The sequence below is a fragment of the Microbulbifer maximicatervae (SeqCode) genome, assembly GCF_052467305.1.
Window position 1 is genome coordinate 596,275 of record NZ_CP174306.1, and the last position, 23,601, is coordinate 619,875.

A 23,601-nucleotide genomic window follows, 5' to 3' on the forward strand; every position below is an offset into this window, starting at 1 on the left:
ACGGGGGAGCAAGTTCCCGTTTTCGCTTGGAAAACCACTTTTCCACTCACCAATTTTGCTATTGGCCACAGCGTTTTAAGTCGGACGGTATTCGAAGGACCTCTTGGAAATGAGTGAATCCAGCAAGGTAGTTTCCCTCTCAGAGAAAAGTGGAGCGCGCAATATTTCTGCATCAGGTAAGCCCGCTGTTCTGCCCGCCGCAGTAACAATGCTGAAGGACAAAGCGACGGATCAGTTACTGGAGCGAATAAAAGCGCTGTTTGGCAAAGTGGATGATTCCCTGTTTGCCATGGCTGAGCGAGCCCACGGTCAGGAGGAGCAGGATGGGCTTTTCCAGGCGCTACGCTTGTTGCGAGTTGAGCGCCGCAATATTGCTGAGCAATTTATCCAGAATGTTTCCCGCGCTTTCCAAGTTCACCAGGAAGAAAAGACTGAAAGCAATTTCGCTTCCGATAATTTATCGCTAGTTCACAATGATGACCTAGAGCAGTTGGTCGCTGCTGATACCATGGTGGCCACGGCTAAGCGCGATTTTGCCGAGCCCCTCACTGCATTGTGCATGAGGCTCGATACGCTCTATGCGGTCAAGGTCTATGACAAGAACAACCCCTTGGGCCCTGATGTCATTTGTGACGCCTTTGTAGACTCGATTCAAGAACTGAATCTCCATATTCGTGCCCGCCTTACTCTACTGAAGAAGTTCGAGCAGATGGTCATGTTGCAGCTGCGCGACTTCTATGAATTCTGTAATCAACTGCTCATAGAGCAGGGCGTGCTGCCATCGCTACAGGAGCAGCAGCGTGCAGCCAGGCAGGCGCCTGCTTACAACAGTACCTCCAATTCCCCCAGTGTTCCCAGTGCATCCACTGGGGGGGCTAGTGGCGTGGTGGCCGGCAACCCATCGACGCAAGGTGGCGTAGCAACTACGGGACACTTTCCCCCTGGGTTAGTGTCCGCTGCAACCGGTGTTACTCCAATGCCTGCAGGGGATCTGCTTTCCCACTTGGGTGCGCTGCAAAGTGGCAGCCACTATCAAGGTGGAAGTGCGGTACAGCTTTTGAATGTGGGCGAATTGCTACAGCAGCGCTTGGTGGATTCCAACCAGGCCGCTTCGCTGGCAAAAGTCGATAGCGATGTGATCAAGCTGGTAGAGATGTTGTTTTCCTTTATCCTGGAGGACCGCAGCCTTGCCACCCAAATCAAATCACTTCTGGGTCGCCTGCAACTGCCGCTGTTGAAAGTAGCCATTGCAGACAAGTCATTTTTCAGTAAAGGCGGCCACCCTGCGCGCAAATTGCTGAACGAGTTGGCCGATGCCGCTACCGGATGGCAGGCGGGGGATAACTACGAATCCGATCCCCTGTACAAAGAGATATCCGAAATTGTTGAGCGCGTGCTTAATGAGTTTGATCGGGACATCAATATCTTTGCCGTTTTGCTGGAATCCCTGCGCGAATTTATCGTCCGCGAGCGCAAGCGTGCCGAGATGTTGGAGCGCCGCGTTGTCGATGAGGCGGATGGCCGGGCTAAAACCCAAGCTGCCCGCGCACGGGTTGCCGCAGTAATGGATGCCTTGGTTGCAGAGCGGGATCTGCCACAGGTGGTACAGGATTGGTTAAACAAAGTTTGGAACAACGTGCTGTTCCTGACCTGTGTTAAAGAGGGAACAGAGAGCGACGCCTGGAACCGCGACGTGCGCACAGCGAGAGATCTTGTGTGGAGTGTGCAGGCCCCAATGCCGGATTCCCGCAAACAGTTATTGAGCTTACTGCCTGTTTTACAGGAGAGATTGCGCGAGGGAATTGAGGCGCTTTCCTATAACGCTTTCGAAGCGCGTACACTTTTCTCCGGCCTCAAAGAAGTTTATCGCGAGCGCTTTGCCCTGGCCCAGCAATTGGCTGAGCAGCGTGAACGTGAAGTGGCAGAGCAGGTTGCCCGCGAAGTGCGCGCAGCGAAATCTGCTGAGCCCGCGTCTGTTGTTGCTGATGATGTTGCTGACAAGCCTGTTGCCCCTGTCGTGGAACAGGAAACTGCTGCTGATGCCGGACCTGCTGATGTTACTGAAGCTACGGTTGATGAACCTGCAGTGACTGAAGCGGTAATCGCTGAAGCTGTGGTTACCCGGGAAGTGATTTCAGATACTGCCGAAGATCAACTTCCAGATGAGCCAGCTGTAGTTACTGTTGAAGCTGTCCAAGCCGAACCCCAGGAAGTGGCTGTGCCGCAGATGGAAGAGCTTGAACAGGCAGTTGCCGACGCAGAGGTGGCTGCACCGGAGCAGGATGGACTGGCCCCCCTTGACGAAGATGATCCCCACTGGCAGATGACCTTCCGCCTGGCACAGGGCAGTTGGTTCGAGCTGAAGCGCTCTGAGGACGAGCAGTTCCGTTGTCGTCTGGCGGCGGTAATTCGCGATATCGACCAGTTTATCTTCGTTAATCGCAATGGCGCCAAAGTCGCCGAATTCGCCCGACTAGAGCTGGCCCATGCGCTGCGTTCGGCACAACTGTTGCCGCTGGATGACGGCATGTTGTTTGAGCGGGCGTTGCAGTCCGTAATTGGCAATGTGCGCAAGAAGCGCAGTGAGCAGCGCTAATTTTCAGGAATGTAACGAGCGGACGTTGAGTATTTAGCAGGGATACTCAGTGGCCAGTGGTTTTCCGCAAGTTATGTCGCGATACTGCTCCGATCAGATTGGCATATCGATCAACGCTTCCATAGAATGGTAACTGCTGAAGCCTCGGGCGATACCGGGGCTATCAATAGGTTGCAGCGGAGATCGCAGATTGAAATATCAAGTGGAGTCTGGCTGGTTGGCGGGCGCGCGCCGGGTTCCGAGTCCTCATTGCAATAGCCGCCCGGAAGACTGTGCGGTGGATCTATTGGTGATTCACAGTATCAGCTTGCCGCCCGGACAGTATGGCGGCCCCTACATCGATGCCTTTTTCCTGGGGCAGTTGGATATCGACGCGCACCCCTATTTTGCCGATATTGCTGCGTTACAGGTGTCTGCGCATATTTTGATCGACCGCGATGGCCTGGTAACTCAATACGTGCCCCTTGATCGTCGTGCCTGGCACGCGGGCAAGTCCGAATTTAAAGGTCGCACTAACTGCAATGATTTTTCCATTGGTATTGAGCTGGAAGGTTTGGATACCGATATTTACACCGACTCTCAATATCACGCACTTGCCGAGGTGAGTGCTGCGATTATGCAAGCTTATCCCGCTATTGATATCGATAGAATTGCCAGTCATTCGGATATTGCTCCCGGAAGGAAATTGGACCCGGGCCCGGGGTTTGACTGGGAGCGCTACCTCAACAAGCTGAAAGAAATCGTCTGATACCCAGTAGTGGACCTTAAAAGTGGGAAGGGTTTCTGTATCAGGAGCCGCAGCACGATTTTGATAACTGAAACAGTCTCGGATTATTTATGACTCTGTTAATTGTTCTGATAACCGTTGCTCTGGTGCAAATCTGGGGCTCAGGGGCTCCGTTACATCGCGATGGTTGGTTCAGTCGCTGGAGTCAGTACTTACAGGCATTGCCCAGCATTAATGGCAATAGCGGTCTGCTGCTTGGTATCACTATCCTGGTTCCAGTATTGATCTCTGCAATTGCGATGACGCTGGCAGAGGGCGCTGCGGGTGGTCTGGGCTACCTGCTGTTGGGGGTGCCACTGCTGCTCTATTGTCTCGGTCGCGGCAACTTCAACGATATCGTCGCAAACTACCTGCGTCACTGGTATAGCGGCGACCTGGAAGGTGCCACCAAAGCAGCGGCGCCCATTTTGCGCGAGTTACACGAAGCGCCCTCCGATGACACTTGTCTGCATGAGCAGGTATTTCGCGGCGCTGCCTACTGCGCCTTTGAGAGACTCTTCGCTGTGCTGTTCTGGTTTATTTTGCTGGGTATTCCCGGGGCAGTACTCTTCCGCTTGAGTGCTTTGTATGCAGAAAATACCCGGGGCTCCTCCGATGAGGCGACGGCGGCGCGTTGGTTGTGGTTGCTGGAATGGCTGCCGGTCCGTGTGATGGGGCTGAGCTTTGCCATTGTGGGTAACTTTGCCGGTTGTTACCGCGCCTGGCGCCGGGTGTTGATGTGTCGTGAGAGCCATACCGATCAGGTTCTCGAGGCTTACCTGGAGGGAGCTCTCGGCGGTATTGACGCCAGTGAGTGCAGTGGTGGTTCCGATCTGTCTCAGATGCAGCGCCAAAGTGGTGCGGAGATTGAAGGGCTGCAAGCGCTGCTATCCAGAACCTTGCTACTGTGGATCACTGGTTTGGCCCTTCTGGTTCTATTTATCTAAGGAGCCTCTGAATAATCCCACAATGCCTGTACCATCGCCCCAGAGCTACTTTTGTCTGCTGGGGCGATTGTTGAATTTGTCGCCATTTTCAAAATTTTCTCTCCTTCCTATCTTGACTTATCCCCCCCTTCCTACGAAATTGCGCGCCCCAGCGGCCGGACTTCGGTGCTTTGCCATATCAATAAAGCGAAGCTAGTCATTGCCTGCGACGGCTTATACTCATTGGAGGAAGTAGGGTTTGGAAGTTTCGGAATTGGAACCGCAAATGTTGTCAGATCTGGCTAGGGTAAACGATTGGAACGCAGCCACATTAGTGGCGGGCTTGCGAACCTATTTTCGCAGCGGCAGCACCACTGAATTGAGTTGGCGGCGCAAGCAACTGTCTCAGCTGCGCAAGATGATCTCCGAGAACGAGGCACATTTTGCCCAAGCCCTTCACGATGATTTGCGCAAAGCTCCCCAGGAAAGCTACCTCACTGAAATTTCATTTCTCTACAACGATATCGATCACACCCTGAAGTCCCTAAAGAAATGGGTGCGCCCGCGCAAGGTCCAATCGCCGATGATGACCCAGCCGGCCAAGAGCTATGTGCAACCGGAGCCGTTGGGTGTAGTGCTGATTATCGGTGCCTGGAATTATCCGCTGCAATTATTGTTATCGCCGCTGGTACCGGCGATTGCCGCCGGCAATTGCGCGGTGGTAAAGCCCTCTGAGTTATCCCCCGCAACCTCCCGGTTAATCGCAGAATTGTTACCGCGTTACCTCGACAACGATGCCTTTGCGTGTGTCGAAGGTGGTGTGGCGGAAACCACGGCGCTGCTGGAGCAGCGCTGGGACCATATTATGTACACCGGCGGTGGCCGGGTCGGCAAAATCATAATGAGTGCGGCGGCTAAATACCTGACTCCGGTAACCCTGGAACTCGGTGGAAAGAGCCCTTGTATTGTTGCCGACGATGCCAACCTGGAAGTGGCTGCACGGCGAATTGCCTGGGGTAAATTTACCAATGCGGGGCAGACTTGTATCGCTCCGGATTATGTTCTCTGTAGTCGGCGGACAGCCGATCGGCTCACCCCCATATTGCAGCGGGCGCTCTGGGAAATGTATGGGGAGCATCCGCGAGAATCTGCCGACTATGGGCGCATTATTAACAGCCAGCACACCCTTCGCCTGTCGGATTACCTGGGGGATGGAGAGGTGGTATTTGGCGGTGAAGTCGATGTGGACGACTGCTATATGGCGCCCACCATAATGCGCAACGTCAATCTCTCTGCGGGAGTTATGCAGGAGGAGATCTTTGGCCCGATACTCCCCATTATTGAACTGGATGATTTCTCCAAAGCGGAGGAGTTTGTCAATGAGCGAGAGAAGCCCCTGGCCTTGTATGTATTTACCCAGGATGAAGCATTGGCGGATCGGATTCTATCCCGTTGCAGCTCCGGCAACGCCTGCGTGAATGACTGCATGATGTTTATGCTGGCCCAGGACCTGCCTTTTGGAGGCGTCGGTGCCAGCGGTATGGGGTCCTACCATGGAGAGCATGGCTTCCGCACTTTCAGTCATTACAAGGCCGTAATGCGGCGCAGAAATATCCTCGATATCGATATACGATATGCACCCTTCAACGACAGGAAAATGAAATTCCTGCGTATGCTCAGCAAATAATTCCTTATCGACAGGCACGGTTTTCCACTGTGCCTGCTCCGTAGAACACTGGATGTTATCGGCGGTGGATAAGCTGGATTATTCCCATGTAGTCGAAAAGGATACACAGTGTTATGCCCCTGGATCGCAACGAGATACCTGCCAGTGAGGATGTATTTAGTGCCGCACAAAATATTGCAGGCATGGTACACGAGACCCCTCTGCTCAGCTCTCGGCAGCTGAACGAGCTGACGGGCGCCAATTTGTGGTTTAAGTGTGAGCACTTGCAGAAAGTGGGTGCCTTTAAAGCGCGGGGCGCGGCTAATGCGCTTTCGCTGCTCCCGGACGGGGTCGAGGAGGTTGCCACCCATTCGTCCGGTAATCACGGTGCGGCGCTCGCCTGGGCAGCAGCCCAGCGGGGATTGGCCTGCACGGTGGTGATGCCTGAAACGGCTCCCAAGACAAAACGCATGGCGGTTGAGGGGTACGGTGCCAAAGTGGTGACTTCAGGCCCCAGCCTGGCTGATCGCGAATCCACTTTGGCAAAGGTACTTGAGGAAACCGGTGCGCACGAAGTCCCGCCCTATGACGATAAGCGCATTATTGCAGGGCAGGGCACTGTAGCCATGGAAGTGCTCAAGCAGAGCCGCGAACAGGGCTTTGCTCCAGACGTTATTGTGGCGCCAGTGGGAGGCGGTGGACTTTTGTCCGGCGTGGGATTGGCTATGGCTGCGCTTGCCCCCGATATCCTGGTAATTGGTGCGGAACCCGCCGGAGCGGATGATGCCCAGCGTTCACTGCGCGGTGGCGTTCATATCACCACACAACAACCCGATACGATCGCCGATGGTCTGCGCACAACATTGGGCGGCAAAAATTACGCCGTTATTGAGCGCACGGTGCGGGATATTGTGACAGTCAGCGAAGCTGGTATCGTCAATGCGATGCGGCTATTGTGGACGCGAACCAAACAGCTGGTAGAACCGTCGGCTGCGGTGGGTCTCGCTGCGATCATTGAGCACAGCGCGCGCTTTCGCAATAAGAATGTCGTGGTTGTTCTGACCGGCGGAAATATGGATCTGGACAAAGTGGGCCCACTGCTGTCCAGTGAAGAAAACTAAAAGGGGAACTGGGATATGAGCCATTTATTGAAAAAGGGCGGCCGGGGTTTGGCCGGGTTGCTTTGTGCTGCTGCGCTGTCACTGACTGGAACCAACGCGATTGCTGAGAAGCTGACACTGTCATCCAGCTCCTTACAAGCTGGAAAGAAAATGCCCATGGCTCATGTTTATGGCAGCTGCGGAGGTGAGAATCTGTCTCCCCAATTGAGCTGGAGTGGGGCACCGGAGGGCACAAAGAGTTTTGCTATTACCGCTTACGATCCCGACGCGCCTACCGGCAGCGGTTGGTGGCACTGGGTGGTATTTAATATCCCAGTGGATACGACCAATCTTCCGGAAGGGGCCGGTGATCTGAAAAACGGCCTGATTCCAGAAGCAGTGCAGGGGCGCAATGATTATGGTAATTCCGGTTACGGTGGTGCCTGCCCGCCCAAGGGGCACGGGGATCATCGCTATCGTTTTCGTGTCTATGCCTTGAAAGTGGAATCCCTGCCGCTGGATGAAAACACTTCTCCTGCTAAAGTTGGCTTCAATATCAATGCCAATAAGTTGGCCGAAGCGGAGCTGGAAGTTTTGTGGGGCCACTGAGTAAATAAACTAATTTAATACTCCGCTGCACAGGAACACCTGTTACAGCGGCTGAGGCTCTGGAGGCCCGCGCTTGACCAACTTACAAAAACAAATGACATGGGGGCAAGCGCTGGCCGCTTATTTGAAGCCCCGTGTACTCACCATGTTTTTCCTCGGCTTTTCCGCCGGCCTCCCATTACTGCTGGTTTTCTCTACTTTGACTGCCTGGCTGCGGGACTACGGTGTCAGCCGTACCGCCATCGGGTTTTTTGCCTGGGTGGGGATCACCTTTTCGATCAAGGTTCTCTGGGCCCCTATTGTCGATCAGCTGCGTCTGCCTTTTTTCACGGACAAATTGGGCAAGCGTCGGGGCTGGATGCTGGTATCCCAAATCGGGATAGCGATTGGCCTCATAGGTATGGCCAGTGTAAATCCCCAGCTCTCCCTGATGCACGTAGCCCTACTGGCCCTGTGGGTCGCTTTCTGTTCGGCCTCTCAAGATGTGGCGATTGATGCCTATCGAATTGAGGCCATGGATGACGACTATCAGGGCGCTATGGCTGCCAATTATGTATTTGGCTATCGGGTGGCAATGCTGGTAGCCGGAGCGGGCGCCCTGTTTATTGCGGATATCTTTAGCTGGTCCGGTGCTTATCTTGCGATGGCTGGATTGATGGGCGTGGGCCTGATTACCACTCTGATTATTGCCGAGCCCGATCACAGCAAGGTAAACAAAGAAGCCGATGAGCTGCAAAGCGAGTGGGCCCAGCGGTTGTTGGGCAAGGGGGAGCATGGTCGCCTGAAGCAGTGGTTTATTCGCGCCGTGGCCTGCCCCTTTATCGAGTTTTTTCAGCGCAATGGCCGCTTTGCAATCATTCTGTTGTTATTTATCGGTATCTTCCGTTTAAGTGACATTGCGATGGGGGTGATGGCCAATCCCTTCTATTTGGATCTGGGCTTTACCAAAACGGAAATTGCTGAAATCAGTAAGCTGTTTGGCTTCTTCTGTACCATTATCGGTTCTTTTCTAGGCGGGCTGTTAGTGGTGCGTTACGGTGTTGTGCGCCCGTTGATACTGGGCTCGGTTATGGTCGCCTGCACCAACCTGCTATTTGCCCAACTCGCTGTGATCGGTCCCGATAAAGCTTGGCTGGCGCTGGTAATTAGTGCGGACAACATCAGTGGAGGAATTGCCAATGCGATACTGATCGCGTTTCTCTCCAGTCTTGCCAATAAAGCTTATACCGCCACTCAATATGCTTTGTTTAGCTCCCTGATGACCTTGCCGGGGAAATTTATCAGTGGTTTTTCCGGCATAGTGGTGGATGCTCAGGGTTATGCCTACTTCTTTATTTATGCGGCGCTTATGGGAATTCCAGCCATTGTGCTGTCCATTTATTTTTGGCGCCGCGAGCAGCGCGACTGGCCAGGAGAAGAAGTTCAGCCGGGAGCGGGCACTACCTAAGGTTTACAGGGATGCTATTTCCTCTCTAAGAGTACATCCCGAATCCAGCTCTTTTCTAAATCCCTATGTCATATCAAAACTCTTCGCCGGGCATTCTGCCCGGCTTGTGTCTATGGTGGTTGTAAAGGTGAAACCCACCCCTCCATAGACTCGCCCTTATGTTCGATTGTGTGTCTGTTGCCTGTTGGGTCGGGTATCACTTGTAGACGATGCTCAGCGAATAAAAGCGACAAACTATGGCCCACGAAACCATCCGGGAGGCGGTGTTTAATCGGCGCATGCTGATTTGTATTGGCACCGGGTTCTCTTCGGGGATGCCTCTTTTTGTATTGATACAGTTGGTGCCCGCTTGGCTGCGTACCGAAGGCGTGGATCTGGCCACTATCGGTATTTTTGCATTGCTCGGATTGCCCTATACGTGGAAATTTATCTGGTCTCCGCTGATGGAGCGCTACGCATTCCCGATGCTCGGCCGCCGGCGGGGCTGGATGCTGGTAATGCAGCTGTTACTGATTGTTTCCATTGGCGTCCTGGGGATGTTCAGTCCCCAGTTTGATATCTGGTCAATTGCCGCAATTTGCTTTGCCGTGGCTTTTTTTAGCGCCAGCCAGGATATAGTCCTGGATGCTTTCCGACGAGAGATTCTGCCAGACCAGGAGTTGGGCCTGGGCAATTCCTTTCATGCAAACGCCTATCGTATTTCCGGCTTGATTCCGGGATCCCTCAGCTTGATCCTGTCGGACCACCTGGCCTGGGACCAGGTGTTTATGATTACCGCGGCCTTTATGTTGATTGCCGTCTTTATGACCTTGATGGTGGCTGAGCCAGACCATCCAGCAGGTCGTCCTAAATCTTTGCGCGAGGCCATTGTTTTACCCTTCGTCGAATTCTTTAATCGCAATGGCGTAAAACAGGCGGTGCTCGTACTAGCTTTTATGTTTTTGTACAAGCTTGGCGATAGCATGGCTACGGCACTGGCGACGCCCTATTACCTGGATATGGGATATTCCAATACGGATATCGGCATAGTGGCAAAGAATGCCGGTTTGTGGCCTGCGGTAATTGGCGGCTTCTTTGGCGGCTTATTAATTGTAAAGATCGGGATTAATAAGTGCCTATGGATTTTCGGGGTGGTACAGCTGGTTTCAATTTTCGGATTTATGATTTTGTCTGAAGTGAATGGCGAGCTGGTGGGCACTCCAGATTTCAATCCTAGCCTCTGGCTATTGGCAATAGTAATTGCCTTTGAGTATCTCGGGGTGGGCTTGGGGACAGCGGTGTTTATTGCATTTATCGCCCGAACTACCAGCAAGTTGCACACCGCCACTCAATTTGCCTTGTTTACAGCGTTGACATCGCTCCCGCGCACCTTCGCCAATGCCTCCACCGGCTATTTGGTGGAGGGAATGGGGTGGACACATTTCTTTCTCCTGTGTGCCGTTCTGGCGGTGCCTGGAATGATCCTGTTATTTTGGGTCGCGCCCTGGGGGGCTGATGAGGTAGCGTAGTTTTCTGTATGCGATTGGGGCTAAGGTTTCCAGCGGTATTTGCCCATATCCACTCGCCCTTTCAGCAGTATGACCCCCTCTCTTTCCAGTCTTTCACGCTGGCGGCTGGCGCCGGGTTCCGGCAGGGAGATGCGCCCCTGGGCGTTGATCACCCGGTGCCAGGGTAGCTTGGTACCCCGGGGTAATTTACGCAGGGTCTGACCTGCAAGTCTTGCAGCGCGTGGGTAGCCGGCCATCTCAGCCAAGTCCCCGTAGGTGACAACCCGCCCTTTGGGGATCGCCGCCAAGGCTTGGCATATTCTTTCCAGGGAGTTCTGTTTTTCCATAAAAAAAGCTCTGAATATCGGCGAACTACGTTGACTGGGCGCAATTTTTTACTTGGAAATCTCCTGAAACCGAGATTTTTATTCGCCATTAATGGATACTTTACCAGCTTGCAAGGTCACAGTTTACTGGCGCAAAGCCTCTGTTGTGACAGCGTGCCACATGATTCTAGTTATGGCATCATGGTGCGATTACTGCGGCTATTTGCACCGTTCATACACCTAAAAAGTCCAAGGTTTCTTAGTGGTTTTATCGACACGACTTCCCAGGTTCTTTGCTCGAACTCTCTTATTTCTTGTGCCCTTCCAGGTCTATGCCGGTGTGCTGACCCTGGAAAATGGCGATCGTATTCAAGGTGAGTTGGTACTTGTGGAAAAGGATCAGGTCACTTGGAAGTCAGAGACTTTTGGTGAGGTAAAAGTCGACAAATCCAAAGTGGTGTCGATGGATATCGATACCGACATCAAAATTGCCGGCAGGGATGAACCCTGTACCTTGGCCGGCCACCGCCAGGAGCGCTGGGAAGTGTACTGCGCTGAAGGTCGCGGCTGGCTGATCGATTTTCCGGGCATTGAACGAGCAGAGCCTTACAGTACGTTTACCACCAGTCCGGTGTTATTCAGCGGTAATGTTACCGCCGGGGGCGTATTCGAGAGCGGTAACCGTGAACGTGAAGACTTGGATGCCAGTATAAACTTGGATATTCGCCATGGGGATTTCCACCATCTAATCGGCTCTGTGTATCAGAACCAGGACAATGAGGAAGAAGGTGATCTGGAGAAATACCAGCTCAATTATGATCTTCGCTGGATCTTTGCTGAGAAGTGGTTTGCCGCTGCTAACAGTGAGTTGGAAAGGGAAGAGGCTCAGAACTTAGACCTGGGCACTACGCTCGGTCTCGGTATGGGTTATCTGTTTTACGATACCAGTAAAACCACTTTTTCCCTCGAAGGTGGTGTGAGTAGCCTGCACGAGAGTTTTATCGACGAAGAGTTGAGTGAAGACCAGGATGAGCGCTATGTCGCCGGTCGAATTGCACTTAACTACCGCTACAAGTTTTCCCTTGGGCCGGAAATTTATTTCGACCAGGAAACCTTACAATCCTTTGATCACAGTAACGACTACGAAGCTAATGCCAAGCTGGGGGTGCGCACACCGCTGGTTGAAGGCGTGCTGATGGAGATTGGTTACGAGTGGCAGTACGACAATACGCCCTCCCTGGAAAGTGAAAAAGAAGATACCAAAGTGACCGTTGGTGTCGGTTACGAATGGTAATTCCCCCTCGAGCCTGCATAGGGCAGGTTCGAAGGCAGTCATAAACGATAAATCTAAAAAACGAGCGACGACGAGGAGTTCAATATGCAAATCGCTGACAGTATTGTTGCGATTACCGGTGCGGGCCAGGGGTTGGGCCGAGCTATGGCCGAGTATCTGGCTGCGCGGGGCGCCCGCCTGGCCCTGATCGATGTTAATGAGGAAGGCCTGAAAGACAGCGTTGCAGCTTGTGAAAAGCTCGGTGCAGAGGCTCGCAGCTACTTGATCAATGTTGCCGATGAGGAAGCGGTGGACTCCGGTTTTGCGAAAATCGCAGCAGACTTTGGCGGACTCCAGGTTCTGGTTAATAACGCCGGCATTATGCGCGATGGCATGTTGCTCAAGTGTAAAGACGGCAAAGTGACAGATCGCATGTCCCTGGCACAGTGGCAGTCTGTGATCGATGTGAACCTTACCGGTGTATTCCTTTGCGGCCGTGCTGCAGCGGGCATTATGGCGGAAAGCGGCAAGGGTGGGGTGATGGTCAATATCTCCAGTTTGTCCCGTGCGGGCAATATGGGGCAGACCAACTACTCCGCCAGTAAAGCGGGTGTTGCAGCGATGACGGTATCCTGGGCACGCGAACTGGCGCGCTACGGCGTGCGTGTTGCCGGGATTGCCCCGGGTTTTATCGGCACCGATATGGTTGCGCAAATGCGCCCTGAGATTCTTGAGAGTCTGGTAAAACAAGTGCCCCTGCGCAGGTTGGGTGAGCAGGATGAGATCGCCTCGACAGTAGCGTTTATTCTGGAGAACGACTACGTCACCGGTCGAGTGATAGATATTGATGGCGGAGCCCGTTTGTAAGCTTCCCTCTTCCCCAGCATAAAAAGGGTGAACTGAGTTCACCCTTTTTTGATTCTGTAATTAGTTTCTGGATTTACAGCAAATAGTGCTTTAACTCAAACGCGTAACACCATCGGCGCGGAACTTCGAATACATTAGCTGCCATAGCTGAAGTGTGCGCCCCCGGAATGCACCGGCGTAAGATAGTAGATAGTAGCGCCACATCCTGTAGAAGCGCTGGCCGTAGCGATCGGCAAAGCGCGGCCAGTTTTTCTCAAAGTTTTCATGCCAGGCCATCAGGGTTTTATCGTAGTAGTATCCAAAGTTGTGCAGGTCTTCGCACACTAGTAAGCGATCGGTCGCGTCGCCCAGCTGTCCTACGGAAGGTAGCTCACCACCTGGGAATATGTATTTTTCTGTCCACAAGTCCGTAGATGCGGTGCGCTGGTTGTTGCCGATCGTGTGCAGCATCATCAATCCATCTTTGTTCAGACAGCGCGCTGCTGTTTCCATAAATGTGCGGTAGTTCTTGCGGCCGACATGCTCAAACATCCCTACGCTGGCGATGCGGTCAAAAGGTTCTTTGAGTTCTCGATAGTCCTGAAGGCGAACAGTAATTGGCAGTTCACCATAGCGCTCTGTCACATAGGCTTTTTGCTCTCGGGAAATCGTAATCCCAACACACTCCACTTGATACTTTTGCGCGGCATAGCTAACCAGGCTGCCCCAGCCACAGCCAATATCGAGCAAGCGCATCCCGGGTTTCAATTCCAGTTTGCGGCAAATCAGGTCCAGCTTGGCTTCCTGGGCTTGGTCGAGGGTTGCAGCCTCTTTCCAATAGCCGCAGCTGTACGTAAGCCGATTGTCGAGCATGGCACTATAGAATTCATTACCCAGATCGTAGTGTTGCTCTCCCACGTTAAACGAGCGGTTTTTGCTTTGTAGATTCATCAGATAGCTGCGTGTGGCGCGCCAAAAGTAGCGCCAGTTTTTGATACTGTGATGAATCTCAGCACTGAGTAACCGGTGGAAGAATTGATCCAGGTCTTGGACATCCCAATCGCCGCGCATATAGGTCTCACCCAGGCCCAAGCTGTGCCGGGCGATGACCTCATCAAGGGCTGCTTCCCGATGAAGTTGCAGGTCCCAGGGTCTTTCCCCGTTAATTTGAATGTCCGCTTTCGCCAATATATCGTCCACTAAGTGGCGACTGCGTCCGATGGCTGGCACTTCTATAGCATCCTGTTGCTCGCTTGCCATTCAATCCTTCCTCTCTCCAGTTACCTTGGGGTGGAATAAGGCGCCCTTGAATAATTTGCCTCCCCACTCCATTTACTACAGCATATTGAAAAAACCGTGATCGTCCCGGCTCTCAGCGAAGCTGGTTAACTAGGAATTTCCGCAATGCGCCCATTATTACTTCTATTTATAGCCCTACCTGTACTCGAAATGTGGGTGTTGATTGCCGTAGGCAGTGAAATTGGCGCCCTGCCAACGATCGGCCTGGTCATTTTGACCGCAGTGGTAGGAGTGACACTGCTTCGCCGCCAGGGGGTCTCTACCCTGATGCGGGCCCAGGAGAAGATGCAGGCTGGAAATATTCCCGCCAAAGAGATGGTTGAAGGGATATTCCTCGCGGTGGGTGGTGTGCTGTTGCTCACCCCGGGCTTTATCACTGATTTCTTCGGCTTTATCTGCCTGATTCCGGGGCTCAGGAACCTGTTGCTTGGTTTTATCCTTCGCCATGTCAAAGTAGTTCCCCCGCAGAACTTTAACCAGTCGCCAAACCACAAGCGTGGTGACGACATTATCGAGGGGGAGTATTCAAAAGATGAGAAGCGCCCCGGAGAGAATCAACATTCCGTTGAAGATAAGCGCCCCAAGTCCTGATTGGGTTAAAAAATATACAAAATATCAGTGATGAGAATTTGCTTTGCAGTTTTTTCACCTGATGGTGTTGAAATCCTTATTCCCGCCCATAGATAGGGTTCAACTGAGAATTAAGCCCCGCCTCTGGGGATCAGAGAGGGGTGAGGTTACCGGCCCAAAGGGCCAGTGCCGTCCATGTTGGAAACCATTAAAACGACTCAATGGAGAACTTATCCATGAAAATTCGTCCTTTACACGACCGCGTCGTAGTACGCCGTAAGGAAGAAGAAGCGATGTCAGCTGGCGGTATCGTGCTGCCAGGCGCTGCCAAAGAAAAGCCGAACCAAGGTGAAGTGGTAGCCGTGGGTGAGGGCAAGCAGCTGGACAATGGCGACGTTCGCGCACTGTCTGTGAAGGTAGGTGACACTGTTGTTTTCGGTCGCTATGCCGACAGCAATACCCTCAAGGTGGAAGGCGAAGAGCTGATCATCATGAGCGAAGGTGATATCTACGGCGTGTTGGAAGGCTAAGGCCAGCCTTTAACTTTACTCGCAAAAAGAATTTGAGGAATAAGAATCATGGCAGCTAAAGACGTAATTTTTGGTGACGACGCTCGTCAGAAAATGCTGAAAGGCGTAAACATCCTGGCAGACGCTGTAAAAACTACCCTGGGTCCTAAAGGCCGCAACGTAGTTCTGGACAAGTCCTTCGGCGCTCCTACCGTAACCAAAGACGGTGTTTCCGTAGCGAAAGAAATCGAGCTGAGCGACAAGTTCGAAAACATGGGCGCACAGATGGTTAAAGAAGTTGCTTCCAAAGCTTCTGACACCGCTGGTGACGGCACCACCACCGCTACCGTTCTGGCCCAGGCTATCGTAACTGAAGGCCTGAAATCCGTAGCCGCTGGCTTCAACCCAATGGACCTGAAGCGCGGTATCGACAAAGCGGTAACCGCAGCTGTTGACCACATTGCTGGCCTGTCCACTCCTTGTGCTGATACCAAGTCTATCGCTCAGGTAGGTACTATCTCCGCTAACAGCGACGAGAGCGTTGGTACCATCATCGCTGAAGCCATGGAAAAAGTTGGCAAAGAAGGCGTTATCACTGTTGAAGAAGGTTCCGGCCTGGAAAACGAGCTGGACGTAGTAGAAGGCATGCAGTTCGACCGCGGCTACCTGTCTCCTTACTTCATCACCAACCAAGAGAACATGACTGCCGAGCTGGACAATCCGTTCATCCTGCTGGTAGACAAGAAAATCTCCAACATCCGCGACCTGCTGCCCCTGCTGGAGCAAGTAGCTAAAGCTTCCAAGCCGCTGCTGATCATCGCTGAAGACGTAGAAGGCGAAGCACTGGCAACTCTGGTTGTTAACAGCATGCGCGGCATCGTTAAAGTTGCTGCTGTTAAAGCACCTGGTTTCGGCGACCGTCGTAAAGCCATGCTGCAGGACATCGCTATCCTGACTGGCGGCACCGTGATTTCTGAAGAAGTTGGCCTGGAGCTGGAAGGTACCACTCTGGAGCACCTGGGTACTGCTAAGCGCGTAACCCTGTCCAAAGAAAACACTGTAATCGTTGACGGCGCTGGCAATGTTAAAGACATCGAAGCTCGCGTTAGCCAGATCCGTGCACAGATCGAAGAGTCCTCTTCCGACTACGACAAAGAGAAGCTGCAAGAGCGCGTAGCCAAGCTGGCTGGCGGTGTTGCGGTAATCAAAGTAGGCGCCGCTACTGAAGTGGAAATGAAAGAGAAGAAAGCCCGCGTTGAAGACGCGCTGCACGCTACCCGCGCCGCAGTAGAGGAAGGCGTAGTACCTGGCGGTGGTACCGCTCTGGTTCGCGCTACCCAGGTTATCTCTGTAACTGGCGACAACGAAGACCAGAACCACGGCATCGCAGCAGCCCTGCGCGCTATGGAAATGCCTCTGCGTCAAATCGTTTCCAACGCTGGTGACGAAGCTTCCGTAGTTGTTGACAAGATCAAGCAAGGCGAAGGCAACTTCGGTTACAACGCTGCTACTGGTGAGTACGGCGATATGCTGGAAATGGGTATCCTGGACCCAGCTAAAGTAACCCGCTCTGCTCTGCAAGCGGCAGCTTCTATCGCTGGCCTGATGATCACCACCGAAGCCATGGTTGCAGAAATTCCGGAAGACAAGCCGGCTGCTCCTGACATGAGCGGTATGGGTGGCATGGGCGGTATGGGCGGCATGATGTAAGCCGGCCTTAAAGCCTATCTAAAAAGCCCCGCAATTGCGGGGCTTTTTTTTGCCTTGTGGAAAGTAATACAGGATATAACTGAACAAAATCCCAAATTAATCTATCTGAGGGGGGAGCTTCGGGCGGGAATTAAATTAGGACATCGTTAAGTAAAATTATTATAAAGAGTAACCGAATAGTTAGTGAATTTAAGACAGGTTGTGGATATTTTATAAAGCCTTAGTGTTGTTTGAGAGAAAATTATCGGGAGCAAGAAAATAGCTATGAGAAGTAGCCATCATGTAAATTGATTTTTCTTAATTAAAAGAAATCTCTTTTTCTGAGTACGTAAAGCTGATTTTAGCTACTTAGGGCAAAATTTCATCTGAGAACTCTCGCTTCATTCATAGCTCACCAAAATTTGTCGTTGAAAGATAATTAATTTTTTTGTAATATTCTTTATGTAGCAGGTGCATTTCACCTGTTTGCTCTTTTACAAGTTAGTTTGATGTGTTTGGGAATCGACGCTTTGGTAAGCGATTCGAAGTTTTACTTCGAGTCATGACCCGCCTCCTGGGAGCCACTTGGGGGGGATGCGACCGCCAGCTGGGCGGAAAAATGCATGCCTTCATATGGCGACAGTTGTCTGGCGCAAAAGTAAGAAGTCTGCCTAGGTTAATTTACTATCCCAAGCGTTTTCTTCTATTGGTCTGGCGACCTGAATCATGTTGATTTAGGCATAACCATAAGAGGAATTATTAATGTTGATCGTTAAATTAAGCATCAAACTTACTGCTAGTAAAAGTAAGAACCCAGGATCCATAGCGGAGAAGGGGTTTGAAAAGCAAATTGACCTAGGGACCCTCTGATCAACGAAGCATTTTTCCAGAATTAAGCTGAGCTGCTTGAAAAATTCACTTTATTACGCTCAAGCGCGTAATTTTCGCGTAATAGTCCCCTAATTTTTCATCTGAAATCCTCAAAGGCGGATTTCAGGCGCCCCCCCCTAGGTAGCCAAGTATTTTCTCCCTATTAATAAGTTGGTAAAGCCTGCCAGTAAGCACAGCCTCTCAGTATTTTTTACCAGTCCCCGATAGCGGACCTTGTCATAACCAAATACCTGTTTGATGTAGCGGAAGGGGTGCTCGACCTTCGCTCTTATCTGCGCCTTGATCTTTTCCGCTTTACGGAGTGCATCACGCCCTGGAAGAGTTTTTAGCTTGCTCGGCTTCATTGCTATATACCAATCCGCCTCCCGCTCTTTCAACTCTTCACGTTTCTCCGCACCAATATACCCAGAGTCTCCCCAGATTCTTTTCTCCTCCCCGTGGAGAACTCGCTCTGTGGTTGTGACATCATGCGAATTCGCTGCTGTTGTATCTATGCTATGTATTACTCCGAGCACATCATCAACCCCGATATGCATTTTCATTCCAAAGTGCCACTGATTGCCTTTCTTTGTTTGATGCATTTCTGGATCACGCTCTTTCTTTTTATTCTTAGTTGAAGTTGGCGCAGAGATAATAGTGGCATCTACAATCGTGCCTTCACGCAGTACCATGCCATTCTCAGCAAGATGTTTGTTGATTTCATCAAAAAGAGCTGCACCTAGCTGATTGAACTCCAGTAAGTGGCGAAAGTTAAGAATCGTTGTTTCATCGGGAATCGGGTTACTCAAAGTCAATCCAGCAAAACTACGCATGGATTCAATTTCATACAGTGAATCTTCCATAGCGGGATCACCGAGATTGTAAAATAGCTGCATGCAATGAATACGAAGCATGACACTCAATGGATATGGCTGTCGGCCACGTTTGCCTTGTGGGTAACAAGGAGTGATCTGAGCTTCTAGTCGCTGCCATGGGATGAGGATTTCCATTTGAGAAAGAAACTTCTCTCGGCGAGTTATACGGCGCTTTAGCTTATATTCTGCTTCGGCAAAGGTGACTTGGTGCATGATTCATCGTAGTCTTGATGGGTAGGTGAATATTACCAAATTGACTCAGAATTATTCAGAGGTTCCCTAGGTCCATCTTTTATTCGGTTGACTGGTAAATCAGCACTCCGAACATTGGGCATACTTTTTATAAGGGAAGCTATTAGGCTCCTTATTGGTTTGTAGACTTCTTACGTTTTTGCTATTTGGGTGTATTATGGCAGATAAACCCTATTATCCTCATAAGTCAATAGGCTCTTTAGATGTTCTTTCTAAAACTTTAGGGATTAGGCCGAAGTTACTTTTAGATCTATCAAATAAGATTTCTGATTCATATACTGAGTTTAATATTGTTTCAAAAAGTGGGAAATGTAGAACTGTATATGACCCCAAGTATGAATTAAAGAAATTACAGAAGAGAATCAATTCGCGGATATTTGAAAATGTAATTTTTCCAGAATATTTACAGGGTGGGATTAAGGATAAGGATAGTAAAAGAGATTATGTTAATAATGCCGCCATCCATGAGGACGCTAAAATACTAATAAGTATAGATATAAAGCGCTTCTTTGATAATATTCGGCCTGTCCATGTTAGTTCGATTTTCAAAAATTTCCTTAGATTTCCTCCTGATATATCTGACTTACTAACTAAAATTGTCACGCTTGGGGATAAAGTTCCTCAAGGTGCTTGTACATCTACTTATATTGCTAATCTTTTATTTTTTAACACTGAGTACCAGATCGTAAGTGAGTTAAGAAATAAGGGGATTTCTTATAGTCGTCTTCTTGATGATGTGACTCTATCTTCTCCTGACTCTATTCCCGAAAAAGAAGTTTCTGGGTATATAAAAAAAATAGCTGGGATGTTCAGGAAATATGATTTAAAAGTTAATAATAAGAAGACAAAAATTGAATATCGAAAGCATAGTAAGGATAGGGGGCACTTTAAGGTTACAGGAGTTTGGGTTGGAGGTGGCCAGCCAAGGCTTCGCCGTAAGGATAGGGATTATATTCGCCATTTGGTTTACATTTGTGAAAGGGAGTATGAAAAATCTCCTGAAAGTGAGGCATATCATGAGCTATGGAATAAAGTGTCGGGCCTTGTTGCAAAAATGAAGAGGCTTGGGCATAAGCAGTCAGGGGGGCTAAGGAAGAGGCTAGCGAAGATATTGCCCAGATATGATGATAATGCGAAGAAAAAAATTGTGATGGATGCCAAAAAATTACTAAATGTAAATAAGAGAAGGCAGGCAACTATCGGATTTTCAAAACAGCTGGGTAAGGTTCATTATCAGTTGGGGGTTTTAGCACGCACGGATAAGGGACTCGCAAAGGATCTTCGCAAAAATCTAAAGGGAAAATTTAATCACCTACCAACTAAGAAGGAGCAGTGGCTGTGAGTGATGAGAAGCACTATGGACGAGTGACTATATATGATCGCTTCAAAGGCTATGGATTTATTAGGCGAGAAAAAGGAAAAGATGTTTTCTTTTTTTATGAGGAAGTTATTGGGGATGATAGGGATTTGTTTGAAGGAGATAGAGTTAGTTTTTCAATTGATATAGCTCCTAAAGGCCCGAGAGCAAAAGGGGTGAGAAAAGAGGGATAGGTGAGGCCTTTTGGTTTATGTGTAAGTGTTTTCGAATTTTCTTTTCAAGGGTAAATTCAGTCTATTCCTGTTGTTAACTTCTCTATTTTATACACTATAAAGCCGAGTATTTCTCAGATAAACTTATCTGTAAAGGTTAAGTTTATTTAGCCTATAGTTTCATTTTTCTACAGGTGATTTGTAGGATGAACTCCGGACGCGTTTTTGAATATTTTCAGTAAATATAAATAATGCGAGATATCGAGCTCAAAATGCAAAGCAGATGGCCGCTAACCTGGAACTGGAAGTCGGTGATATTTAGGGACGTATAGATACATTAGTGTTGGCGAATCAGGCTATGTGGGAGCTTTTATCAGAAAAATTAGGGGTGACCGAGGCCGAACTTATTGAAAAAATGGGGCAGATTGATCTGCGAGATGGTAAGCGCGATGGAAAAATATCCACTGGTAACCTGAAAGAGTGCCCTTCTTGTGGCCATAAGGTGAGAAAGCAAAGGGCCAATTGTTACTGGTGTGGAACAGAGCTGACTTTATCCAGCCCGTTTATGGACTCAAAGCGGACTGATTAATTTCCCACTTGATGAAAGAGCTACCAATATGGTTTTTGGCATACTTGGATAGTCACTTGGCATCATCGGATTCTTAGTTGGCGCCTTCTGATCATATACTGATTTCAAGATTAACGCTTGGGAGACAGATAGATGGAAACGGCACTGATTACTGGGGCCTCTGGTGGTATCGGCCTTGAGCTGGCCAGGATACATGCATCTAAGGGTGGCAACTTGGTTCTGGTTGCTCGGTCTGAAGGGAAGCTTTCAGCACTCAAACAGCAGCTGGAGAAGGAGTTTGGTATCCAGGCAATGGTTATTGCCGAAGACCTTTCTGACCCCATGTCCGCGCAGAGAATTTTTGAGCGAACCCAAAGTGAGGGTGTGGAGATTGGCGCTCTAATCAACAATGCGGGTTTTGGTGGACATGGTCTTTTCCATCAGAGGGATTTGGAAGCTGAGCAGGGTATGATGCAGGTGAATATGGTTTCCCTTACCAATCTCACCCACCTGTATTTAAAGGGGATGGTTGGCCGCAATAGTGGATATATTCTTAATGTTTCATCTACAGCCTCTTTTATTCCCGGCCCTTTACAGGCGGTTTACTACGCAACAAAAGCCTATGTAACTTCATTCAGCCAGGCACTGGCTGAGGAATTGAAAGGCACAGGTGTAACAGTAACGGCTTTGTGCCCCGGTGCTGTTGCAACAGGGTTTGTTGCGGCTGGTGATCTCCAGGGTGTCGATATTTGGAAAAATGCCCGTTCGGCTGAGTCTGTTGCCAGATGTGGCTATCAGGCAATGGAGCGGGGAGATCTGGTTGCTTTTAATGAGACACGGCTCAAGTTGTTTCTGAATTGGATAATGCCTTTACTGCCCCGTAAAATGGTACTGAAGTTTTCCCGTCAGACGATGGAAAAGTCTTAATTGCAGGCAGGTCCGGTAATGATCAAACGTGCAGCGAAATTCCTGGTATCTCCCAGCTGGAAGTTGATATTACACGATATGAATATCGATACAGCGCTGGCTCTTGCCTACGCCGGGTTACCTGCGGACCTGTTACAGCGGGAGGCTGTGACACTCACTCCGGTGGAATATTTCCGTTTTTGGTGTGGTATTGATCAGGCCTCTAAGGATCGGGCACTACCACTTTTACTGGCGGAGCACCTTTCGGCTGAGTCATTTGACCCTCCCATATTTGCGAGCCTGTGCAGTGCAAATCTGAATCAAGCTCTACTGCGGATACAGCAATACAAACCATTGATCGGCCCAATGGAATTGCACTTGGATATTACTGATGAGTACACCAAGCTCAATTTAGAGTGCTATGGAAGTGATGGAAATATCCCTGAAGCTTTGGGCCTGAGCGAATTAATTTTCTATATCCGCCTGGCTCGGTTGGGAACCCGGGAGGAAATTCAACCATTGGAATTGGCACTACCGCAGCTGCCTGAAGATCAAACGCCTTATCGGGAGTTTTTTGGTTGTTCAATTAAGCAGTCAGACCGGGTGAGAATTTGTTTCTCAGCGCAAGATGCACAAAAGCCATTTCTGACTGCCAATGCCCCTATGTGGGATTTCTTTGAAGGTAAATTGAGTCAACAGCTCAAGGATCTGGATAGCGAAGCCACAATGGGAGAGCGGGTTGGTTCAGTATTGATGGAGTTACTACCGGCCGGAGAGAGTTCTGTCGAAGCGGTGTCTGAACGCTTGGCTATCAGTAAAAGGACTTTGCAGCGGAAACTGGGGGAGGAAAATCAATCCTTCCAGACAGTATTACAGGGAGTTAGATCAAGTTTGGCTGATCACTACCTCGCCAAATCCAGCCTTCATCTGGGGGAGATTTCTTTTATGCTAGGATTTAAAGAACCAAATTCATTTATTCGGGCCTACCGGGGCTGGAAAGGAATGACACCATTGCAATACCGGGACTCTATTCACTAAGAAGATCCTTTAGTTAAAAACCAATGTTTGCATATCACTGTAAATTTTTGTGACCAGTTTGTACCTAGAGGTTTAGTTTTAACATTTAAACAGCGATTAATTGGCTGGCCGGTCAGCAATAATTATTCCGTTGTCCGGATTCACTTCCAGAGCCCTCAATTCTCCTCCGTAGACCGCCTGGATTTTCCATCTTCCGCCCACAAATTCGATATGCGTGATGGGATTGAACCCTAGACCATGCAGTTTCGCTTTAATAGTGGATAAGTCCAAGGCAATGACCGAGGGTTCTGCTCCGTAAAGGTCGGGGCTGTCGTAGATGGGGGCGGGTTTATTGGGATCGAGGCCGGGGGGGATTGGGTTAGTGAGATTGCCAACTAAAGCTATGGCGGTAAGAAAAATCATCTACGGCTCCACACTGCTAACAAGCCATAGTATTAGTTTGGACTAGGGATT

22 protein-coding genes are annotated in these 23,601 nt (G+C 50.2%); 18 read left to right on the top strand and 4 right to left on the bottom strand.

Annotated features, from left to right (window positions below; genetic code table 11):
* Positions 1-109: 109 nt before the first annotated feature.
* The 8 genes from ACJJI4_RS02630 (at position 110) to ACJJI4_RS02665 (ending at position 10,618) form a co-directional block, all read left to right on the top strand.
* Entirely contained in the window at positions 110-2,596 is a 2,487-nt protein-coding gene (locus ACJJI4_RS02630) for a DUF1631 domain-containing protein (protein WP_444926952.1), read from the top strand.
* A 190-nt stretch (positions 2,597-2,786) separates the two neighbouring features.
* Positions 2,787-3,344, top strand: a complete 558-nt coding sequence (gene ampD, locus ACJJI4_RS02635; RefSeq protein WP_413664710.1) for a 1,6-anhydro-N-acetylmuramyl-L-alanine amidase AmpD — start codon at positions 2,787-2,789, stop codon at positions 3,342-3,344.
* A gap of 89 nt (positions 3,345-3,433) precedes the next feature.
* On the top strand, positions 3,434-4,309 hold the full coding sequence (gene ampE, locus ACJJI4_RS02640) for a regulatory signaling modulator protein AmpE (protein ID WP_444926953.1): 876 nt from the start codon (positions 3,434-3,436) through the stop codon (positions 4,307-4,309).
* A gap of 238 nt (positions 4,310-4,547) precedes the next feature.
* Positions 4,548-5,975 (top strand): aldehyde dehydrogenase family protein, encoded by a 1,428-nt coding sequence (locus ACJJI4_RS02645; RefSeq protein ID WP_444926954.1) that lies wholly within the window; start codon positions 4,548-4,550, stop codon positions 5,973-5,975.
* Between the two features lie 113 nt (positions 5,976-6,088).
* On the top strand, positions 6,089-7,075 hold the full coding sequence (locus ACJJI4_RS02650) for a threonine ammonia-lyase (RefSeq protein ID WP_444894885.1): 987 nt from the start codon (positions 6,089-6,091) through the stop codon (positions 7,073-7,075).
* 15 nt (positions 7,076-7,090) lie between these two features.
* Positions 7,091-7,663 (top strand): YbhB/YbcL family Raf kinase inhibitor-like protein, encoded by a 573-nt coding sequence (locus tag ACJJI4_RS02655; RefSeq protein ID WP_413664714.1) that lies wholly within the window; start codon positions 7,091-7,093, stop codon positions 7,661-7,663.
* A 73-nt stretch (positions 7,664-7,736) separates the two neighbouring features.
* Positions 7,737-9,110, top strand: coding sequence for an AmpG family muropeptide MFS transporter (locus ACJJI4_RS02660; protein WP_444926955.1), 1,374 nt, complete (start codon positions 7,737-7,739; stop codon positions 9,108-9,110).
* A 236-nt stretch (positions 9,111-9,346) separates the two neighbouring features.
* Positions 9,347-10,618 carry an AmpG family muropeptide MFS transporter gene (locus ACJJI4_RS02665; RefSeq protein ID WP_413664716.1) on the top strand — a complete coding sequence of 424 codons (1,272 nt, stop codon included), beginning with the start codon at positions 9,347-9,349 and terminating at the stop codon, positions 10,616-10,618.
* Between the two features lie 20 nt (positions 10,619-10,638).
* On the opposite strand, the gene ACJJI4_RS02670 is transcribed toward ACJJI4_RS02665, so the two are convergent.
* Positions 10,639-10,944, bottom strand: coding sequence for an MGMT family protein (locus tag ACJJI4_RS02670; RefSeq protein ID WP_413664717.1), 306 nt, complete (start codon positions 10,942-10,944; stop codon positions 10,639-10,641).
* A 241-nt stretch (positions 10,945-11,185) separates the two neighbouring features.
* On the opposite strand from ACJJI4_RS02670, the gene ACJJI4_RS02675 reads away from it, so the two are divergent.
* Both ACJJI4_RS02675 and ACJJI4_RS02680 read left to right on the top strand, forming a co-directional pair.
* Positions 11,186-12,217 carry a DUF481 domain-containing protein gene (locus ACJJI4_RS02675; RefSeq protein ID WP_444926956.1) on the top strand — a complete coding sequence of 344 codons (1,032 nt, stop codon included), beginning with the start codon at positions 11,186-11,188 and terminating at the stop codon, positions 12,215-12,217.
* 84 nt (positions 12,218-12,301) lie between these two features.
* A complete protein-coding gene (locus tag ACJJI4_RS02680) occupies positions 12,302-13,063 on the top strand; it encodes an SDR family oxidoreductase (RefSeq protein ID WP_413664719.1) in 762 nt (253 codons plus the stop codon).
* A 90-nt stretch (positions 13,064-13,153) separates the two neighbouring features.
* On the opposite strand, the gene cfa is transcribed toward ACJJI4_RS02680, so the two are convergent.
* Complete coding sequence (cfa, locus tag ACJJI4_RS02685; protein WP_444926957.1) at positions 13,154-14,302, bottom strand: cyclopropane fatty acyl phospholipid synthase; 1,149 nt, start codon at positions 14,300-14,302, stop codon at positions 13,154-13,156.
* 144 nt (positions 14,303-14,446) lie between these two features.
* On the opposite strand from cfa, the gene ACJJI4_RS02690 reads away from it, so the two are divergent.
* The 3 genes from ACJJI4_RS02690 (at position 14,447) to groL (ending at position 17,130) form a co-directional block, all read left to right on the top strand.
* Positions 14,447-14,932: an FxsA family protein gene (locus tag ACJJI4_RS02690; protein WP_444926958.1), complete on the top strand. Its 486-nt coding sequence runs from the start codon at positions 14,447-14,449 to the stop codon at positions 14,930-14,932.
* A 215-nt stretch (positions 14,933-15,147) separates the two neighbouring features.
* A complete protein-coding gene (locus ACJJI4_RS02695) occupies positions 15,148-15,441 on the top strand; it encodes a co-chaperone GroES (protein WP_020412315.1) in 294 nt (97 codons plus the stop codon).
* A gap of 48 nt (positions 15,442-15,489) precedes the next feature.
* A complete protein-coding gene (gene groL, locus ACJJI4_RS02700; RefSeq protein WP_108732154.1) occupies positions 15,490-17,130 on the top strand; it encodes a chaperonin GroEL in 1,641 nt (546 codons plus the stop codon).
* Positions 17,131-18,116: 986 nt separating this feature from the next.
* Here groL and ACJJI4_RS02705 read toward each other — a convergent pair.
* A complete protein-coding gene (locus ACJJI4_RS02705; RefSeq protein ID WP_444926027.1) occupies positions 18,117-19,067 on the bottom strand; it encodes an IS5 family transposase in 951 nt (316 codons plus the stop codon).
* A 196-nt stretch (positions 19,068-19,263) separates the two neighbouring features.
* Here ACJJI4_RS02705 and ACJJI4_RS02710 point away from each other — a divergent pair, with 196 nt between their 5' ends.
* The 5 genes from ACJJI4_RS02710 (at position 19,264) to ACJJI4_RS02730 (ending at position 23,148) form a co-directional block, all read left to right on the top strand.
* Positions 19,264-20,448, top strand: a complete 1,185-nt coding sequence (locus tag ACJJI4_RS02710; RefSeq protein WP_444926959.1) for a reverse transcriptase family protein — start codon at positions 19,264-19,266, stop codon at positions 20,446-20,448.
* Complete coding sequence (locus ACJJI4_RS02715) at positions 20,445-20,657, top strand: retron Se72 family effector protein (protein ID WP_444926960.1); 213 nt, start codon at positions 20,445-20,447, stop codon at positions 20,655-20,657. Before ACJJI4_RS02710 ends, ACJJI4_RS02715 begins: the two co-directional genes overlap by 4 nt.
* Positions 20,658-20,976: 319 nt before the next feature.
* On the top strand, positions 20,977-21,225 hold the full coding sequence (locus ACJJI4_RS02720; RefSeq protein WP_444926961.1) for a zinc ribbon domain-containing protein: 249 nt from the start codon (positions 20,977-20,979) through the stop codon (positions 21,223-21,225).
* Positions 21,226-21,357: 132 nt separating this feature from the next.
* A complete protein-coding gene (locus tag ACJJI4_RS02725) occupies positions 21,358-22,131 on the top strand; it encodes an SDR family NAD(P)-dependent oxidoreductase (protein ID WP_444926962.1) in 774 nt (257 codons plus the stop codon).
* An 18-nt stretch (positions 22,132-22,149) separates the two neighbouring features.
* A complete protein-coding gene (locus tag ACJJI4_RS02730; RefSeq protein ID WP_444926963.1) occupies positions 22,150-23,148 on the top strand; it encodes an AraC family transcriptional regulator in 999 nt (332 codons plus the stop codon).
* Between the two features lie 96 nt (positions 23,149-23,244).
* On the opposite strand, the gene ACJJI4_RS02735 is transcribed toward ACJJI4_RS02730, so the two are convergent.
* On the bottom strand, positions 23,245-23,550 hold the full coding sequence (locus ACJJI4_RS02735; protein ID WP_413664728.1) for a hypothetical protein: 306 nt from the start codon (positions 23,548-23,550) through the stop codon (positions 23,245-23,247).
* Positions 23,551-23,601 lie beyond the last annotated feature (51 nt).

What these genes read in the sequence shown, in the direction of transcription:
- ampE (WP_444926953.1), top strand. Translation starts at nt 3,434, where the DNA reads ATGACTCTGTTAATTGTTCTGATAACCGTTGCTCTGGTGCAAATCTGG.
- ACJJI4_RS02665 (WP_413664716.1), top strand. Translation starts at nt 9,347, where the DNA reads ATGGCCCACGAAACCATCCGGGAGGCGGTGTTTAATCGGCGCATGCTG.
- ACJJI4_RS02710 (WP_444926959.1), top strand. Translation starts at nt 19,264, where the DNA reads ATGGCAGATAAACCCTATTATCCTCATAAGTCAATAGGCTCTTTAGAT.
- ACJJI4_RS02735 (WP_413664728.1), bottom strand. Translation starts at nt 23,550, where the DNA reads ATGATTTTTCTTACCGCCATAGCTTTAGTTGGCAATCTCACTAACCCA.
- ACJJI4_RS02725 (WP_444926962.1), top strand. Translation starts at nt 21,358, where the DNA reads ATGGAAACGGCACTGATTACTGGGGCCTCTGGTGGTATCGGCCTTGAG.
- ACJJI4_RS02695 (WP_020412315.1), top strand. Translation starts at nt 15,148, where the DNA reads ATGAAAATTCGTCCTTTACACGACCGCGTCGTAGTACGCCGTAAGGAA.
- cfa (WP_444926957.1), bottom strand. Translation starts at nt 14,302, where the DNA reads ATGGCAAGCGAGCAACAGGATGCTATAGAAGTGCCAGCCATCGGACGC.
- ACJJI4_RS02655 (WP_413664714.1), top strand. Translation starts at nt 7,091, where the DNA reads ATGAGCCATTTATTGAAAAAGGGCGGCCGGGGTTTGGCCGGGTTGCTT.
- ACJJI4_RS02705 (WP_444926027.1), bottom strand. Translation starts at nt 19,067, where the DNA reads ATGCACCAAGTCACCTTTGCCGAAGCAGAATATAAGCTAAAGCGCCGT.
- groL (WP_108732154.1), top strand. Translation starts at nt 15,490, where the DNA reads ATGGCAGCTAAAGACGTAATTTTTGGTGACGACGCTCGTCAGAAAATG.
- ACJJI4_RS02630 (WP_444926952.1), top strand. Translation starts at nt 110, where the DNA reads ATGAGTGAATCCAGCAAGGTAGTTTCCCTCTCAGAGAAAAGTGGAGCG.
- ACJJI4_RS02690 (WP_444926958.1), top strand. Translation starts at nt 14,447, where the DNA reads ATGCGCCCATTATTACTTCTATTTATAGCCCTACCTGTACTCGAAATG.
- ACJJI4_RS02670 (WP_413664717.1), bottom strand. Translation starts at nt 10,944, where the DNA reads ATGGAAAAACAGAACTCCCTGGAAAGAATATGCCAAGCCTTGGCGGCG.
- ACJJI4_RS02730 (WP_444926963.1), top strand. Translation starts at nt 22,150, where the DNA reads ATGATCAAACGTGCAGCGAAATTCCTGGTATCTCCCAGCTGGAAGTTG.
- ACJJI4_RS02680 (WP_413664719.1), top strand. Translation starts at nt 12,302, where the DNA reads ATGCAAATCGCTGACAGTATTGTTGCGATTACCGGTGCGGGCCAGGGG.
- ACJJI4_RS02650 (WP_444894885.1), top strand. Translation starts at nt 6,089, where the DNA reads ATGCCCCTGGATCGCAACGAGATACCTGCCAGTGAGGATGTATTTAGT.